Source organism: Lactiplantibacillus songbeiensis (genome assembly GCF_005405125.1).
Taxonomy (GTDB): domain Bacteria; phylum Bacillota; class Bacilli; order Lactobacillales; family Lactobacillaceae; genus Lactiplantibacillus; species Lactiplantibacillus songbeiensis.
Genome location: NZ_BJDL01000010.1, coordinates 39,988 through 56,844, shown reverse-complemented (window position 1 = coordinate 56,844; position 16,857 = coordinate 39,988). Strand labels below are relative to the sequence as shown.

The 16,857-nt window shown below is 45.0% G+C and carries 12 protein-coding genes; all 12 read left to right on the top strand.

Annotated elements, in window-relative coordinates; genetic code table 11:
- The first annotated feature begins 35 nt into the window (after positions 1-35).
- The 12 genes from FFM77_RS04155 to FFM77_RS04100 all read left to right on the top strand — a co-directional run bounded on the left by FFM77_RS04155 (position 36) and on the right by FFM77_RS04100 (position 16,760).
- On the top strand, positions 36-1,958 hold the full coding sequence (locus FFM77_RS04155; protein ID WP_137634491.1) for an FAD-dependent oxidoreductase: 1,923 nt from the start codon (positions 36-38) through the stop codon (positions 1,956-1,958).
- A gap of 76 nt (positions 1,959-2,034) precedes the next feature.
- Entirely contained in the window at positions 2,035-2,967 is a 933-nt protein-coding gene (locus FFM77_RS04150) for a helix-turn-helix transcriptional regulator (RefSeq protein WP_137634490.1), read from the top strand.
- Between the two features lie 190 nt (positions 2,968-3,157).
- Positions 3,158-5,398 (top strand): glycoside hydrolase family 31 protein, encoded by a 2,241-nt coding sequence (locus FFM77_RS04145; RefSeq protein WP_137634489.1) that lies wholly within the window; start codon positions 3,158-3,160, stop codon positions 5,396-5,398.
- A gap of 122 nt (positions 5,399-5,520) precedes the next feature.
- A complete protein-coding gene (locus tag FFM77_RS04140) occupies positions 5,521-6,528 on the top strand; it encodes a LacI family DNA-binding transcriptional regulator (RefSeq protein ID WP_137634488.1) in 1,008 nt (335 codons plus the stop codon).
- Between the two features lie 27 nt (positions 6,529-6,555).
- A complete protein-coding gene (locus FFM77_RS04135; protein ID WP_137634487.1) occupies positions 6,556-7,515 on the top strand; it encodes a LacI family DNA-binding transcriptional regulator in 960 nt (319 codons plus the stop codon).
- A 563-nt stretch (positions 7,516-8,078) separates the two neighbouring features.
- The gene (locus tag FFM77_RS04130; protein ID WP_137634486.1) at positions 8,079-9,737 is read left to right on the top strand and encodes an alpha-glucosidase; all 1,659 of its coding nucleotides are present in this window, start codon (positions 8,079-8,081) and stop codon (positions 9,735-9,737) included.
- A 13-nt stretch (positions 9,738-9,750) separates the two neighbouring features.
- On the top strand, positions 9,751-11,031 hold the full coding sequence (locus FFM77_RS04125) for an alpha-amylase family glycosyl hydrolase (RefSeq protein WP_137634485.1): 1,281 nt from the start codon (positions 9,751-9,753) through the stop codon (positions 11,029-11,031).
- Between the two features lie 863 nt (positions 11,032-11,894).
- Positions 11,895-13,196 (top strand): ABC transporter substrate-binding protein, encoded by a 1,302-nt coding sequence (locus tag FFM77_RS04120; protein ID WP_171001555.1) that lies wholly within the window; start codon positions 11,895-11,897, stop codon positions 13,194-13,196.
- 51 nt (positions 13,197-13,247) lie between these two features.
- Positions 13,248-14,108, top strand: coding sequence for a carbohydrate ABC transporter permease (locus FFM77_RS04115; RefSeq protein WP_137634483.1), 861 nt, complete (start codon positions 13,248-13,250; stop codon positions 14,106-14,108).
- Positions 14,108-14,920, top strand: coding sequence for a carbohydrate ABC transporter permease (locus tag FFM77_RS04110; protein WP_137634482.1), 813 nt, complete (start codon positions 14,108-14,110; stop codon positions 14,918-14,920). The genes FFM77_RS04115 and FFM77_RS04110 overlap by 1 nt, the downstream gene beginning before the upstream one ends.
- Before the next feature lie 31 nt (positions 14,921-14,951).
- Positions 14,952-15,620, top strand: a complete 669-nt coding sequence (locus FFM77_RS04105; RefSeq protein WP_137634481.1) for a YesL family protein — start codon at positions 14,952-14,954, stop codon at positions 15,618-15,620.
- A 36-nt stretch (positions 15,621-15,656) separates the two neighbouring features.
- On the top strand, positions 15,657-16,760 hold the full coding sequence (locus FFM77_RS04100) for an ABC transporter ATP-binding protein (protein ID WP_137634480.1): 1,104 nt from the start codon (positions 15,657-15,659) through the stop codon (positions 16,758-16,760).
- Positions 16,761-16,857 lie beyond the last annotated feature (97 nt).

Sequence of the window (16,857 nt, the reverse complement as noted above, 5' to 3'; positions counted from 1 at the left end):
TTACTTAAGAACAATATCTCTTGGAGGGGATTAAGATGCGATTCAAAAAAGGGTTAACAGGATTAGCTTTAGCAGCGCTGTTACTAGGGGTTGCAGGTTGTAGTAATGGCCTTTATAAAGCGGGAACTTATACGGGGACTGGGCAAGGTAAGGATGGTCCAGTTAAGGTTCAAGTTACAGTCGATAAGAATAAGATTAAACAAGTCAAAGTGCTTAGTATTCATGACAATCAGGTCTTATCAGCTGAAGCAACCAAGAAGATTACCAAAGAAATTGTCGCTGATCAAACGACTAAAGTTGATGTTGTTTCTGGAGCAACCCACTCGTCTAATGGGATTATCGATGGGGCTAAAAAAGCGTTGAAGAAAGCTGGCGCTACCGATGCACAATTGAATAAAGCAGCCAAAAAGCAAGCGGTCAAACCTAAATCAACGCATACCGATGTTGCTGTTGTTGGTGCTGGTGCGGCTGGCACCGCGGCGGCACTCGCAGCTCGGCAACAAGGGGTTAATGTTGTTTTAATGGAAAAGACAGCTTCTCCAATGGGTGCTGGCACATTGGCTGGCGGGATGTTTGCGGCTGATAGTGCGCAACAAAAAGCCCAACATAAAACAGTTTCGAAAAAGTGGCTATATGATAAATATCTGGATGCGTCACAAGGTTATATGAACGGCGTTTTGGTTCGGCGGATCATCGATCAATCTGGTCCAACAGTGGATTGGCTGAATAAAAACGGTGCGGATATGAAGTTGGTTGATGCTGGGACTGGTGGTAGCTATGCTCATCAAGGGGACCCGGCCACCTTACATGGCTATCAAAAAGGCGGTACCGTTGCCATTAAAACGTTAATTAAAAACTACCGGCATGCAGGCGGTAAAGTTTACTTCGGTACGCCAGCTCAAAAACTATTAACTAATAAGCGGCATCAAGTTGTTGGCGTCGTTGCGAAACAAGCTAATGGGGCTAAATTAACCGTCCATGCCAAGAAAGTTATCATTGCTACTGGTGGTTATGGCGGCAATCAAAAGATGTTGAATCGGTACTTGGGCAAGCCGAATACGAAAGGTCAAGTCTTACAAAATAAGGGTGACGGTATTAAAATGGCCTGGTCAGCGGGGGCCGGTAAAGAAGGTTTAGATACGACGCATTACTTCTGGGAAACTTATACTAACGCTGGGGTTAAGAAGATGACACAACGAGTTGGTGATAAGTACTTTGCCCTAGATACCTTTACGGCTTTCCCAAACTTACGTGTTAACACACAAGGCCAACGATTTAGTGACGAAACTGACGCGACACTATATGCACGTCGAGGTGCCGAAATTGCAGCGCAACCTAAGCAGACTGAATATGTGATTTTTGATAAATCAATGTTGAATAAAATTAAGGCTAAGGGAACGGTCGCGATTGAGGATCAATACGGCAAGTGGAAGCATAATCCGCAGTCCTTTATGGAATTTAATGAACCATCAGACACTAAGACGAGTATCAAGCAAGAAAATACCCCAACGGACTTTGCACCATTACTGAATAAATTAACGGGAACTGGCGTTGTCTTTAAGAGTGATTCCATTGATGGCTTAGCTCGGCAAATGGGCATCAGCCAGACTGCGTTCCAGAAGTCGGTGACGCAATATAATGGTGCGATTAAGCAAGGCAAGGATACGCAATTCTTTGCCAATCCGAAACGGTTAATTAAGGTTAAGACCGGTCCTTATTATGCCATTAAGTATGTTGCACGAAACTTAGGTACTTTAGGCGGCGTTCGGATTAATGATCAAATTCAAGCGACTAAGACAGATGGTACCGCCATTCCAAACCTATACGTGGCTGGCGCCGATGCTGGTGGGATGTATGGCAAGATTTATGTCGATTTTGAAGGCGGGACATTAGGATTTGCATACACATCTGGTCGTTTAGCTGGTTTAAACGCAGCAACGTCAATCAAACACAACTAATTGATGATTGAATATTGGTGAGTAATTGACTACACTGAACTGGGCGATTTAATCAGTATCAAGGAGGCTTCGGGGCATGGACATTTATCATATTGGTGAAGAACTATTTCGGCGGCAACTAGTGGCTAAGCAACTAACAAGTTTGGATACCTGGCTCACGTTAGCTCCGAATAAGTCTGCATTAACACCGGTAGTGACCGCGTTTTTTGAAAATGAAAATGGTTGTATCCATCGTCATTGTAATTCTCGACCAACGTTGTTATATGCATTCGCGGGCACGGTGTTGGTTAACATTAATGGTCAGCGTCTGACGTTGACCAGTGGTAACTTAGTGTTTGTTGCTGCCCAACAGACATATCGTGTGCTGCCATTAAAAGCCGGTGATATCCTGACGACGCTCTTGTTACCGATGGCGCATGATCTATTAACACTATTGCCAGTGACGGATAATGCGCAACTAAAGTTACAATTGAGCGTGATTCAACAGGATTATCGGCGTTGGCATTATGCGCAATTTAACAATGATAAGATTGAGGATCCGGCTTATATTACCGAACGAATCTTGTGTGAAGTTCTCTGTCCAGCAGTGTTTGCAGCAACGCGGGTGACGCATTTCTTTGATCTGATGGTGATTGAATTATTGCGATTGGATAATTATTTGCCACCGCGATTACAGCGAGGAAAACGCCAAGTGACGACGGCGGATCTGTTGCAGTATATTGATCAGGACTATGATGTCTGTACTTTAAAAACAATGGCACAAGCGTTTCACTACAATCCTAATTATTTGTCTAACCGGTTAAAGTCGGCTACTGGTCAAAGCTTTATCCAACTGGTTGATAGTCGGCGGATGGAAGCAGCAATGACGTTACTAGCTAATCCACATATTTCAATTGATGAGATTGTGATGTACATCGGTTATTCATCAAAGTCATTTTTCTACAAAAAGTTTAAAGAACGGTACGGTGAGTCGCCCGCACAACGACGACAGGCAGTATTAACTGAATAAAAGTATGACTGAAGGAAATCACTAAAGTTAAAATTTAGTGGTTTCTTTTGATACTCATAACTGTAGTTAAGCCACCCCTTTTGAAAATCACCACTTTAAAATGTAACCGTTTTACATTACACTGAACATATTACCCAATCCCGGTATATCCGGGACATACATAAAAAAGTCGTTGGAGGGGTCAAATAAGATGCAAGTGACAGACAAGATGGTACAAGGTGCTCACGTTCGGTTTACGGTCTTAACACCGCAACTCATTCGGATGGAATACTCGGCAAGCGGTCAGTTTGAAGACCGATTAACGCAAATGGTCCAGCATCGAGATTTTCCAGCGCCAACGTTTCAGGTGGTTCAAAATGAACATGGTCATGTGGTAGAAATTATAACGACGGGCTTGCACCTTTACTACGATGGTGGGCCGTTTGATGCGGGGAGTTTGTTTATTGATGCAGCGTCCAATTATGGTGTGCATTACAGTCGTTGGCACTTTGGTGAAGCTAATGCGCAGAACTTAAAAGGCACTGCGCGGACTTTGGATCGAGCAGACGGGGCGATTCCCTTAGCAGATGGCTTAATGTCAAAGGATGGTTTCAGTGTTTTGGATGATTCCCAGTCATTTATTTTAGACGGCGACCAAGTGACAGCCCGGACTGATTCAGAAACGGATCTTTATTATTTTGCCTATGGTCGCGATTATCGGCAGACACTCAAGGTGTATTATCAACTGACTGGCTTCCCACCGTTAGTGCCGCGGTATGCATTGGGCAACTGGTGGAGTCGCTTCTATCCTTACACGCAAAGTGAATATTTAAAGCTCATGCAGACTTTTGACCGGCAGCAAGTACCGATTGCGGTTACGGTCTTTGATATGAATTGGCATACGACGAAAATCCCGGCTAGATATGGTAGTGGCTGGACGGGTTACACGTGGAATCGAGATTATTTCCCAGATCCGGCTAAAATGATGCAGCAACTCCATGCGCAGGGACGTAAAGTGACGTTGAATGTGCATCCAGCGTCTGGTATTCGGTCAAGTGAAGCCTGTTATCCGGCCGTAGCGGCGCAATTACACTTAGATCCGAAAAAAGAGCAACCAGCTTTGTTCAATCTCCAAGATCCGCAATTCAAATCGGTTTACTTTAAACTAGTTCATCATCCCCTAGAACAACAAGGTGTGGATTTTTGGTGGGTTGATTGGCAACAAGGTGGTGCACGTGGCGCTAAAAAAATTGATCCTTTATGGTTACTCAACATTGATCACTATACGGATAATGCCCGCCGTCATCCGGGCGAAGGCTTGATTTTGTCACGCTATGCTGGTCCAGGCAGTCACCGCTATCCCATTGGCTTTTCCGGTGATACCGTGGCTTCGTGGGCCTCGTTACGGTTCCAGCCGTATTTCACCGCGACGGCCAGCAATATTGGTTATACCTGGTGGAGTCATGATATCGGTGGCCACATGCGGGGCACGTATGACGGTGAGCTATCGTTGCGATGGCTACAACTAGGGGTCTTTAGTCCAATCTTGCGACTGCATAGTTCGAATAATATCTTTATGGGTAAGGAACCGTGGAACTATGATCAGACGATTGCGCCGGTCATGATTGATTTTCTACAATTACGTAGCCAGTTAGTCCCTTATCTGGATAGCGCTAACTACCAGACTCATACGGCGGGCCTCCCATTGGTGCAACCGATGTATTATGGGCATCCAGAGACGCGATTGGCCTATGAGGTGCCTAATGAATTCCAATTTGGACCAGCGATGGTGGTCGCACCGATTACGTCACCAGCCGATCCGGCAACCAATCTGGCCAGCACGGATGTCTGGTTACCAAAAGGTGGCTGGTATGATTTCTTTACCGGCTTGCGTTACCATGGTGACCGGTATTTCCGAGCTTATCGGGAAAAGGCAACTTACCCCGTCTTTGTTAAAGCGGGCAGTATTATTCCGATGAATCCGAACTTTATGACGCCGCTAACGGCCTTACCGACTAAGCTGGTTTTAAAAGTTTATCCAGGTGCAGATGGCCACTATCAATTGGTGGAACATCAAGGCGAACAAGTGGCGATTACTGAGATGACTTGGGATGAGTCGCAACACAAATTAACGGTCACGGCTGATGATCCGCATCAACTGTTACCAGCTGACCGGGAGTATCAAGTCGTGTTGGTTGGGGCTGTGGCGAAAAAAGATCATCAGACAGCGACGGCTTGGACCTATCAAGACTTTAAAGCGGTTGACCAACATTCGCTAGTCACAGAGTTAATCAAGCAACGTTTACAGTTTGCTAAGCTGGATTTTGAAGCCAAATGGTCGATCTGGCAAGCCTATAGCGAAGCTGAAGATCCGGCGCGGGTCTTGAGTTATTTAAGTACTCTAGATACGGAAAGCATCAAAGGTATGATTTCAGAACTAATAGGGCGTTAGCCTGGTAAGAATCGTCGTGTTAGTGGCGGTTCTTTTTTTATGCAATTTCTTGCAACCGATTGCACTGCTGCTATGAAACCGTTACAATGGGCTTATGAAAGCGTTATATTGGAGGAGATTTTATGGCGACAATTAAAGATGTAGCGAAACTAGCTAAGGTCTCACCATCCACCGCGTCACGGGCGATGCATGATAATCCGGCGATTAGTGAGAAGACGAAAGCCCGGGTGCGTAAAGCCATGCAAACGTTGCACTATGCCCCGGATTTCAATGCGCAAAGCTTGGCGAATAAGCGCAGCAATGCGATTGGGGTGATTCTGCCGGTCGACCATCACGAAATTTTTACGAACCCATTTTTCTTAAAAGTCCTGCGTGGGATTAGTGAAGCGTGCTATCATGCGCAGGCGATGGTGAATCTAGCCACGGGGTCGTCACAAGCCGAATTGTTACATAGTATTGATATTATGGTGACGCAGGGGATGATTCGGCGTTTTATCGTGTTGTATTCTGAACAAAATGACCCGATTTTGTTGAAGTTGCGCCAATTAGATGCGCAGTATGTCATGATTGGCAAGCCTTATCAGTTAGTCAACGAGACACCATACGTAGATAATGACAATATCTTGGCAGGTTCAGACGCGGCCCAATTCTTAGTTAACCATGGGCATAAAAATATCTGTTTTGTGTATAATGATTTGAAAAAAATGGTCCAAAATGACCGGATGCTTGGTTATCAACGGGTCATGATGGAAAATGGCTTGTTAATTAACTCGTTCGAATTGCCCGCCCAAGAATATCCGGGCGGCCGGCAATTGGTCATCCAGTATTTGACGCAACATCCAGAGATTACGGCCTTTGAAACGGTCGATGATATGTTGGGACTGCGGATTCAGCAAGTCTTACGGTCAGCGAAAATGGTGACGGACCGACAAGTCTCAATTATTGGGTTTAATAATTCAGTTTATTCAGAAGCGGCCCATCCAGCATTAACGTCCGTTGAAGTCTTTCCGCGGCGCTTAGGTAATGAAGCCGCCAAGATTGCGGTCAGTCTACAAATGAGTGAAAATCTATCGACAAAATTAATCGTCCCGCACCAAATTATTGAACGGCATTCAGTCGCAACGGTGTAAAATAAAAGTGTTGAAGGGGGTGGCAGGGTGACGACTTTATCAGATGTGGCCAAGAAAGCCAATGTCTCAAAAATGACGGTTTCGCGGGTGATTAATCATCCCGAACAAGTCCGTGATGAATTGAAGACCAGCGTCTTTAACGCGATGCGGGAACTTGATTATCGCCCCAATGTCGCGGCCAAGGCCTTAGTCAATAACCGGACCCAGATTATAAAATTATTCATCTTGGAAGACATGGATACAACGGAACCGTATTACATGAACCTGTTAACCGGGATTTCCAAAGAGCTGGGGAAAGAACAATACGCACTGCAACTGGTGACGGAGCATCATTTCGATATTGGTGGCTGCGATGGCTATATCGTGACTGGTATGCGACACTCGGATTATGAATGGCTGCAACGATTGGAACGGCCAGTTGTCTTATTCGGTGAAAATCGGCTGGAGTTTGATTATTGTGATACTGATAATACGCTGGGCACCAAGATGGCGACGGAATACGCGTTAAAGCAAGGCTATCAGCAGGTGATTTTTATCGGGATTAATGTAAAGGAACCATTTGAATATTCGCGTGAAGCGGGTTATATGATGACGATGCAAAAACACCAGCTACCAACGGAGATTAAACGGTTCAGTAATCACAGCCATTTAGCGATGGAATATATTCAGAGCCAGTGGTCACAATTAAAGCCGAATACGTGCTTTGTCTGTGCCAGTGACCGTTTGGCGTTTGGCGTTGAAAAAGCGTTGAATTTGTTTAATGCTGATATTCCTAATGATTTTGGCGTTATTGGTTTTGATGGGGTCTTTTTGAACCAAGTCGCGACGCCAAAGTTGACGACGGTTCAGCAGCCTATTTTTGAATTGGGTGTTCAATGTGCTCGAATGTTATTGGCTAAGATTGCCAAAGACGGGCAGCCCCAAGGCATTGAACAATTAGCGCCGACCTTATCGATTGCCGGGTCTACGCGCAACGATAACTTGTAATTGCACTTATTTATTATTTTTGAAGCCATATTTTGGCTTCTTTTTTGTTGGTGTGTTTTAGGACTGGCTGTGGTTGCCGCCTGCCGGTTGGTTTTTAAAACGCTGGAACGCTGTGGGCCGTTTTGAAGCCAAAGTGCGGTCTTCAAAATGGCCTTGACCTAAGTCCGAGAAGACCGCTCGCACTAAGGCCAACGACACGGCTGAGCATTTTAAAAACCAACCTCTCGGCTAAATTCGTTGGGTAAAATGAATAATTGTAACTTATAAGCAGTTGGCAATTAACGTCGGGCGGGCCAGAATTGGCTCAGTGGTGTCATTTGACTTAGTTGAGTGATTTTCTCAGCCTAGTCAAAGCCCGGCTTATGAGACGCACTGTGGCTCATAAACGTGGCCACCAAGTTCCAGCCGATTCTGGCCCAACCAGAGTGGCAAAGTCAAGCCAACTAACACCGGCTTAAACCTGTTACCGTTAACACCATATCCCCCCTTGTTTCCCGCTAAAATAATCAGTAATCTAAAGTTATTAATGAAACCGCTTTATAAAGTGGCTAGGGGGTGTTGGTATGTTGAAGTGGTATGACCAACAAGTGATTTATCAGATTTATCCGAAAAGTTTTCAAGATACCAATCAGGATGGTATTGGGGATCTCCGTGGTGTGATTCAGCGGATTCCGTATCTAAAGCAGCTCGGTGTCACGACGATTTGGCTGAATCCCATCTATGTGTCACCGCAAGTTGATAATGGTTACGATGTGTCGAATTACTATGCCATTGATCAATCACTTGGAACGATGGCCGATGTTGAGGCCTTGATTGCGGCGTTGCATGCGAATGGGATGTACTTATTGTTAGACTTTGTCATGAATCATACATCGGATCAGCATCCATGGTTCCAAGATGCAGTGGCGCATCCACAAGGCCTTTATCGCGACTATTATTTATGGGCAGATGCCCCGGCCAAGCAGTTACCGAATAATTGGGGCTCGTTTTTTGGTGGTAGTGTCTGGGAACCAGATCCTGGTACAACTGATCAGTATTATTTTCATTTATTTGATCGGCATATGCCGGATTTGAACTGGAAAAATCCAGAAGTGCGCCATTCGATGTTAGAAATCGCCAAGTTCTGGGTCGGTAAAGGGATTGACGGATTACGGCTAGATGCCTTTATTCATATTGATAAAGCCGATTTTCATCAAAATGTCCCTAATCAATCGACGGAACCAACGATTGCGGAAGCCTTTTATGCGCACTTACCACATGTGCAACCTTATCTCAGTAAGTTTTGTGGGGCTTTACGGGAACTCAAACCGGATATCTTTATTCTTGGTGAAGCAGCATCGGCGAGTCCGGAACTATTGATTGATTATAGTCGACCGGCAAATAATCAGTGTAATGCGGTCATTACGTTTCGGTCCTTGGTGGATCGTGAAGACCAGTTAGATCCGCAAATTCCCGCAGAATTTCAACCTAAGGGCTTAGATGTTGAAGGCATGAAGCGGCAGCTGACCACCATTCAAACTAAGCTGGCCGGTGTAAGCTTACCAGTGCTGTATTGGAGCAATCATGATATGGCCCGAGTTGCGACCCGTTATGCCAGCCCAAAATATCACCAGCGGAGTTTGAAATGTTTGGCAACAATGCTGTATTTACAACGGGGCATTCCGATTATTTATTATGGTGAAGAATTGGGCTTAAAGAATTTACAATTTAGTGATCTAACGGCCTTTAATGATCGGACCGTCCAGCCATTTTATGACCGCGCCTTAGCAGTCGGCTACTCGTCCGCTGAAGCTTTAGCGATGTTGAATCAAACACATAAGATGGCGGCGCGTGGGCCGATGCAATGGGACGCCAAACAACCGAATGCTGGCTTTTCGACGGTAACGCCGTGGTTAGACGGCCTGACTAAAACGGCTGATGTGGCCAGTGAACAGGCTGACTCGCAGAGCTTACTACATTTTTATCAACGTTTATTACAGTTAAAGCAAACAGCACTATTCACACGAGGTAATGAAATTATTCAAGCCACCCCAGCGGGTATTTTTCGGTTTACTCGGCAACTTGACCAAACAACGGCGACGGTCACTTGCAATCTAAGTAATCAACCCATCACAGTGATGACCGATACGACGACGGAAGTGCAGTTACTGGAAGGCAGTGTGAGCCACAGTGGCCAGCAGACGACTTACCAACCGTGGACCTTAACCGTGACTCAGAATTAGGAGGAATTTTGCAATGGCACGTGATACAGATACGAATTTACGTCAACAATTAATTTATTCAGTCTTCACTCGTAATTATGGCCCGACTGGCACATTCAAGGCGGTCCAAGCCGATTTGCCGCGGATCAAGGCGTTAGGAACCGATATGATTTGGCTAATGCCGATGTATCCCATCGGGGCGATGAATCGCAAAGGTACTTTGGGGTCACCTTATGCTATCAAAGACTATCGGGCGATTAATCCCGAATTAGGGTCGATGGCCGACTTTATTAATTTGACCAAGGCCATCCATGCCCAGGGGATGCGGGTGATGATTGATATTGTGTATAATCACACCTCGCCAGATTCAAAGTTGCGTCAGGTCCATCCTGAATGGTTCTTCCGTAAGGCTGATGGGAGCTTTGGCAATCGGGTGGCCGATTGGTCAGATATTATTGATTTGGATTACAGTAATCATGACTTGTGGGCCTATCAGATTGAAACGCTCAAACAGTGGGCAACCTATGTGGATGGTTTCCGTTGTGACGTGGCTCCGCTAGTGCCGTTAGACTTCTGGTTAGCGGCGCGGCAAGCTTTGGCCGATTATAAGCCGGGGTTGGTGTGGCTGGCTGAAAGCAATGATTCTGGGTTCTTAAAACAAGTTCGTGATGGCGGCTTTGAAGATTTATCCGATAGCGAACTTTATCAAGCCTTTGATATGGTCTACGACTATGATGTCTTAGATGATTTACATGCCACGGCGATGGGCGAACGCAGCTTGGGCGAATTTGCCCGTATCTTAATGAAGCAAGATGTGACCTTTCCAAAGAATTACGTCAAGATGCGTTTCCTTGAAAATCATGATGTTCCGCGCGCTGCTAGTTATTTACGTGATCCGCAATTATTACGCAACTGGTTAGCTTTTAACTTATTCGAAAAGGGCAGTGGGCTGATCTATGCGGGTGAAGAATTTGGCGCAGACCATTTACCAAGTCTGTTTGATGCCGATCCAGTTGCGTTACAAGGGCCGATTGACTTGACGGCGACAATTCAACGGATCACGTCGGTGAAGCATAACCAACTCTTCGTCAGTGGGGCCTATAGCGTCCAACCAGTCAATGACCAAGTGATGGCGATTCGCTATCAAGCGGCAGGTAAAGTGGCGTTAGGCTACTTTGCACTACGGCCGTTCAGTGGCACGATCAGTTGTGAATTAGCAGATGGTCAGTATCGCAACCAATTGACCGGCCAAGTTATCGATGTTGTGGACCATCAAGTTAGCCTTGATAACGAACCCCTGATTTTTGTGCAGTAGCTGATTGCCACTCTGGTTGGGCCAACATTGGCTGGAACGTGGTGGCCACGTTTTTGAGCCGAAGGGCGGTCTCAAAAGCCGGGCTTTGACTAAGCCGAGAAAAGTCACTCAGCTAAGTCAAACGACACCACTGAGCCAATGTTGGCCCGCCCGGCGTTAATTAACCGGTCAGTTGTTCATGTCAGATGTCGTTTAAGTCTGGGTGATGATTTTAGGTGATATTAAGCTGCCATTAATACAGTTAATTTACTAACTATGAGGACTCAGAGACATTAGAGCAGATTACGCAAGTGTCGATTCTGGATAGCATCAAGCTAATAGTCGTGATTCGGGGGCTTGCACTTTATCAGATCTGCAATTTATCACCAATCATAGCCGGAGTCGACCAGGTCGTTCGCCGTGTCGAGTCAGTTAGGTCGGTGGGTTGCCGACCTTAGTGACTGGGCCGACTGGTTAGACGTGGGTTACGGCTGACCAGCGCCTGGCAGACCGGGCTGTGGCTGGCAGGGTTTGCCCCACCGCGAACGTCCTGGTCAGTGCAGGCGAACAATCAGCGCTCAAGTTCAAAATTTCAGGATTTAAACTAAAAACCTAAAGTGAAAGCCTACACAATACAACTGGTATAGGCCAACACTTTAGGCTTTTTATTTGATGAAAATATGATAGAACCATGAATTTCTGCAACCGATTGCATTCAGTTTAAGCCCTTAACGACCTTGATATAACAGCGTTTATAAAAAGGTCATAAATCTTGTTATCGGTAACATTGTGAAAAGGGTTGCGAAACCGCTTTCAGATTGGCATAATTGAAAGTGTCATAAAGGTTATATATATCTTAATAAAATTAAGTAGGGGGTAACATCATGACAAAGGGATGGAAAAAGTTAGGCGTTTCTGTTTTAGCCGGCGCAATGGCATTAACATTGGTCGGATGTGGTAAAAGCAATTCTTCAAGTTCGTCTGACAAGAAAGTTAAGATTACGATCTTCCAAGGGAAGGTTGAATCGAACAAGCAATTCAAACAAATTGCAGCAACATATCATAAGTTACATCCAAATGTCACCATTTCAGTTTCATCAGTTGGTGGCGGTACAGATTACAGTCCCGTTTTAAAGACCCGGATTTCTTCTGGGAATGCACCAACAATCTTTAGTTTGGCTGGTCCAGCCGATGTTAAACAATTTGCTTCTCAAGAAGCTGATTTGTCCAACACTAAAGCTGCTAAAGCCGCTCAACCAGGGACTTTGGATGCCGTTAAGTCAAATGGCAAGACCGTTGGGTTACCATTTAACGTTGAAGGTTATGGCTTTGTTTATAACAAGACCATTTTCAAGAAGGCTGGGATTGACCCAACTAGCTTAACCACGATGTCAAAATTGACAGCTGCGGTTAAGAAGATTGATTCACAGAAGTCGAAGTTAGGCATCAAGGGTGTCTTCGCCTTACCTGGTAAGGAAACTTGGATCTTGTCTGACCATTTAGCTAACTTATACGTCGGCCAAGAATTCGGTGGCAATGCGCAAAAGATGTACAAGTCAAAGAGCATGAAATTCACTGCTAACAAAGAAATGAAGTCCATGATCGACTTACAAAAGAAGTACTCCGTTGGCCCAGTTATGCAATTGGATTACTCCGCTCAAGTTAACCAAAACTTCTCACAAGGTAAAGTTGCTATGATTCAACAAGGTGACTGGATCTATCCAACTGTTGAACAAATCGACAAGAAGTTTGCTCAAAAAGATGTTGGTATGATTCCAATTCCTGTTAAGGGTTATGAAAACAAGATGCCTGTTGGGACGTCACTCTACTGGGGTGTTAACAAGAACAAGTCACAAGCAGAACAAACTGCTGCTAAGAACTTCTTGGACTGGTTATACACGTCGAAACAAGGTAAGAAGCTCGTTGTTAACAAGTTACACTTCGTACCTGCCTACAAAGGTTACACTGGTATGAAGATGCCAGATGCTTTGACTCAAGTGGTCTTCAAGTACTCACAACAACACAAGACGATTGGCTGGGCCTTCCCTGCTTACACTGGGACATCATGGGATCCAAACACGTTCCAACCAAACTTACAAAAGTATCTCTCAGGCAAGCAAAGTTGGAACACCACAGTTAAGAACTCAATCAAGGGTTGGAACGAACAACAATCATCATCCAACTAGCGTGAGCTGTTAACTCATTGAAAAAGTATTTCAGATAGAGGGGATTTATTTATGAAGAATCGAAGCTTATCGTTCTGGCTCTTTCTGACGCCAACCCTCGTTGCGTTAGCACTGGTCGTCTTTATTCCAGCCATCATGGGGATCTTTTACTCATTCACTAACTGGGACGGCCTTGGCTATACTGAGATGCTCGGTTTCAAAAATTACATCACGCTCTTCCATAATAGCGGCTTTTTAGCCGCTTTATGGTTTACCGTCAAGTTTGTAATTGTAACCGTAATCTTACTCAACGTGATCGGTTTAGGATTGGCATTACTAGTTACCCAGAAATTCAAGGGTAGTAATCTCTTACGAACCGTGTTCTTTATGCCAAACCTAATTGGTGGGTTGATTTTAGGATTCATTTGGCAATTTATCTTCACCGAAGCTTTTGATGCGTTAGGCAAGGCTTTCCATATGGCTTGGCTGACCGGCTGGCTGACTGATGGCAAGACTGGTTTTTGGGGCTTAGTCATCGTGACGGTCTGGCAAATGAGTGGGTATATCATGATTATCTACATTGCCTACTTACAAAATATTCCGAGTGAAGTTATTGAAGCTGCTGAAATGGATGGAGCCTCACCTTGGCAACGGTTCGTTCATATTACGTTCCCAATGATTGCACCAGCCTTCACGGTCTGCATGTTCTTAACGCTTTCTAACGGGTTCAAGATTTATGACCAAAACTTGTCCTTGACGAATGGTGGTCCTTACAAATCAACTGAAATGTTAGCGATGAACATTGTTAATACCGCCTATTCGGAAAATAACTTCGCCTTAGCGGAAGCTAAAGCCTTGATCTTCTTCCTAATTGTTGCGGCAATCTCATTATTGCAAGTTTACTATAATCGTAAGCGGGAGGTGGATCTGTAATGAAAAAGACGAGTCGGTTCTTTCTGGGAATCTTCGGTCTCATTTTAGGCATTATCTGGATCTTCCCGTTTTACATGATTTTAACGAACTCCTTCAAGACGCCCAAAGGAATCTTCGCTTCAGTCCTCAGTCTCCCAACTAATGGGACGACTGCGAACTACGGCAATTCCTTTAAAGCGTTGGATTTCATGAATTCACTAGGTCACTCACTCTTAATTACCGTGATTTCCGTATTGATCATCGTGTTCTTCTCATCGATGGCCGCTTACGCATTGCAACGGAACAAGAGTAAGTTAAGTGGCGCGTTGTTAATGTTATTTGTTTCCGCGATGTTGATTCCTTTCCAAACGGTTATGATTCCGTTAACAGCTAACTTTGGTCACGTCCACATGTTAAACATGTGGGGCTTAATGTTTATGTATTTAGGCTTTGACGCCAGCTTGTCGATCTTCTTATATCAAGGGACGATGGGTAGTATTCCAATCGCGATGGATGAATCCGCTGAATTGGAAGGCGCCAACCGGTTCCAAATCTTCTTTAAGATTATCTTCCCAATGCTGACACCAATTACGGTGACGGTCGGGATCTTAAACATCATTGCGATTTGGAACGACTACCTGTTACCATCACTGGTTTTACCGCAAAATCAATACACGATTCCACTGCAGATGTTCTTCTTCTTCGGTGAATACACGAAGCAATGGCATTTAGCCTTAGCCGGATTGACCTTGTCGATTATTCCAGTTATTCTCTTCTACATCTTTGCCCAACGTTACATTATCAAAGGTGTTACCGATGGTGCGGTTAAGTAATTAAAGTCTTGTAAGCGAAAGGAGGGTCCTAATGTTAAATTTACAATCGAAATTCGGTCAAAAGTTGATGACGATTGGTAATTGGGTCGCCGCACTGGTGACGATTAACTTGGTCTGGTTTGTGATTAACCTGCCCGTGTTGATTATGCTGATCTTGAGTTTCACCTTACCGTTGAACCAGATGTATGCGATGACGATGACGCTCGTGACGATCATGTTAGTGGCCTTCACGATGCCAGCAACCACGGCGGCATACCATGCCGTTCATGAGTGGCAGACAACGGATAGCGGGTCCTTTATTAAAGTGACTTGGCACGCTTACTTGCAAGCTTTAATGCACTGGCAGCCCAATCTGTTAGGCGCGGTCTTTGCTAGCGGCTGGTTGATCCTGTTACGGACCACGACCGGTAATGTCATGTTGCATGTGGCAACGCTAGTCTATGGCTTAGTGCTTTTAACCGTTTGGAACGGATGGAATTACAGTCAGTTTGAAAAGCAGTCCTTATTAGCCTTAATGGTGGCGCATCCCGTGAAGTTAGTGCTATCAGCAGTGGCGACGGTGATCTTATTTGCACTCAACTTTGAGTTGCACTTGATCTTCTTCATCCTGTTGTTCAGCATGTCATTAGCGGCGTTAGCAACTTACCGGTTGTTCAACCCGCGGTCACTCACGAAGGATGCGACCGAACAGCAAAGCTGACGAAATGAATATGGAAATTGAAGGAGCGTTTGCATAATGGCAGAAATAAAACTAGAACACATTTATAAACGTTATCCTGGCAACGATACGGATTCGGTAACTGACTTTAACTTAGATATTAAAGATAATGAATTTATCGTTTTCGTTGGACCGTCTGGTTGTGGGAAGTCCACGACTTTACGGATGATTGCTGGGCTTGAAGATATTACTAAAGGTGATTTGAAGATCGATGGGGAAGTCATGAACAATGTCCACCCTAAAGATCGGAACATCGCGATGGTCTTTCAAAACTATGCTTTGTATCCTCAAATGACCGTTTTCGACAACATGGCCTTCGGGTTAAAGATTCGCAAGATGCCTAAAGATGAAATTCAAAAGCGGGTTAATAATGCCGCTGAAATCTTGGGCTTAACGGAATACTTGAAACGTAAACCAGGGGCTTTATCTGGTGGGCAACGGCAACGGGTCGCTTTAGGCCGTGCGATTGTCCGGGATGCCAAGTTATTCTTACTTGACGAACCCTTATCTAACTTGGATGCCAAGTTGCGGGTGCAAATGCGGACGCAAATCGCCCAATTGCATCAGCGTTTGAAGACGAACATGATCTATGTCACTCATGACCAAGTTGAAGCCATGACGATGGCGGACCGGATCGTCATTATGAATGACGGGAAGGTGCAACAAGTCGGGACACCTGATGACTTATACAATAAGCCAACGAACAAGTTTGTGGCCGGATTTATGGGGTCACCATCGATGAACTTCTTCGACGCTGTCCTCAAAGATGGCCGGGTCTCAAACGGTAAAGGCCTCGATGTTGCCGTACCAGAAGGCCGCTTAAAAGTCCTGCGCGACAAAGGTTATGATGGCAAGAAGGTTACCGTTGGGGTACGTCCCGAAGATATTCACACGGAACAAGTGGCCTTAGAAGCCATGTCCGATGCCGTAGTGAATGCGAAGGTCGAAGTTTCTGAATTCTTAGGAACTGATTCAATGCTCTATTCACGGACTGGCGATACTGAGTTTGTCGCTCAAGTTAATGCTCGTGATTATCATAAACCAGGCGAAGAAGTCAAGATGGCCTTTGAAATGAGTAAGGCTCATTTCTTCGATGACGATACCGAATTGACGATTGAATAATTAATCAAGCGTTAGGCGGTTAAGTTAGTGCTGCTGAAAAGAGTCTGGTGACAGGAATGTCTCAGGCTCTTTTTATCGGGACCAATTAGGAGGACGC

Bases quoted from the DNA above. Each gene is read 5' to 3' on its own strand.
- FFM77_RS04125 (WP_137634485.1), top strand. From the start codon at position 9,751: ATGGCACGTGATACAGATACGAATTTACGTCAACAATTAATTTATTCA.
- FFM77_RS04155 (WP_137634491.1), top strand. From the start codon at position 36: ATGCGATTCAAAAAAGGGTTAACAGGATTAGCTTTAGCAGCGCTGTTA.
- FFM77_RS04115 (WP_137634483.1), top strand. From the start codon at position 13,248: ATGAAGAATCGAAGCTTATCGTTCTGGCTCTTTCTGACGCCAACCCTC.
- FFM77_RS04145 (WP_137634489.1), top strand. From the start codon at position 3,158: ATGCAAGTGACAGACAAGATGGTACAAGGTGCTCACGTTCGGTTTACG.
- FFM77_RS04150 (WP_137634490.1), top strand. From the start codon at position 2,035: ATGGACATTTATCATATTGGTGAAGAACTATTTCGGCGGCAACTAGTG.
- FFM77_RS04100 (WP_137634480.1), top strand. From the start codon at position 15,657: ATGGCAGAAATAAAACTAGAACACATTTATAAACGTTATCCTGGCAAC.
- FFM77_RS04110 (WP_137634482.1), top strand. From the start codon at position 14,108: ATGAAAAAGACGAGTCGGTTCTTTCTGGGAATCTTCGGTCTCATTTTA.
- FFM77_RS04120 (WP_171001555.1), top strand. From the start codon at position 11,895: ATGACAAAGGGATGGAAAAAGTTAGGCGTTTCTGTTTTAGCCGGCGCA.
- FFM77_RS04105 (WP_137634481.1), top strand. From the start codon at position 14,952: ATGTTAAATTTACAATCGAAATTCGGTCAAAAGTTGATGACGATTGGT.
- FFM77_RS04140 (WP_137634488.1), top strand. From the start codon at position 5,521: ATGGCGACAATTAAAGATGTAGCGAAACTAGCTAAGGTCTCACCATCC.
- FFM77_RS04130 (WP_137634486.1), top strand. From the start codon at position 8,079: ATGTTGAAGTGGTATGACCAACAAGTGATTTATCAGATTTATCCGAAA.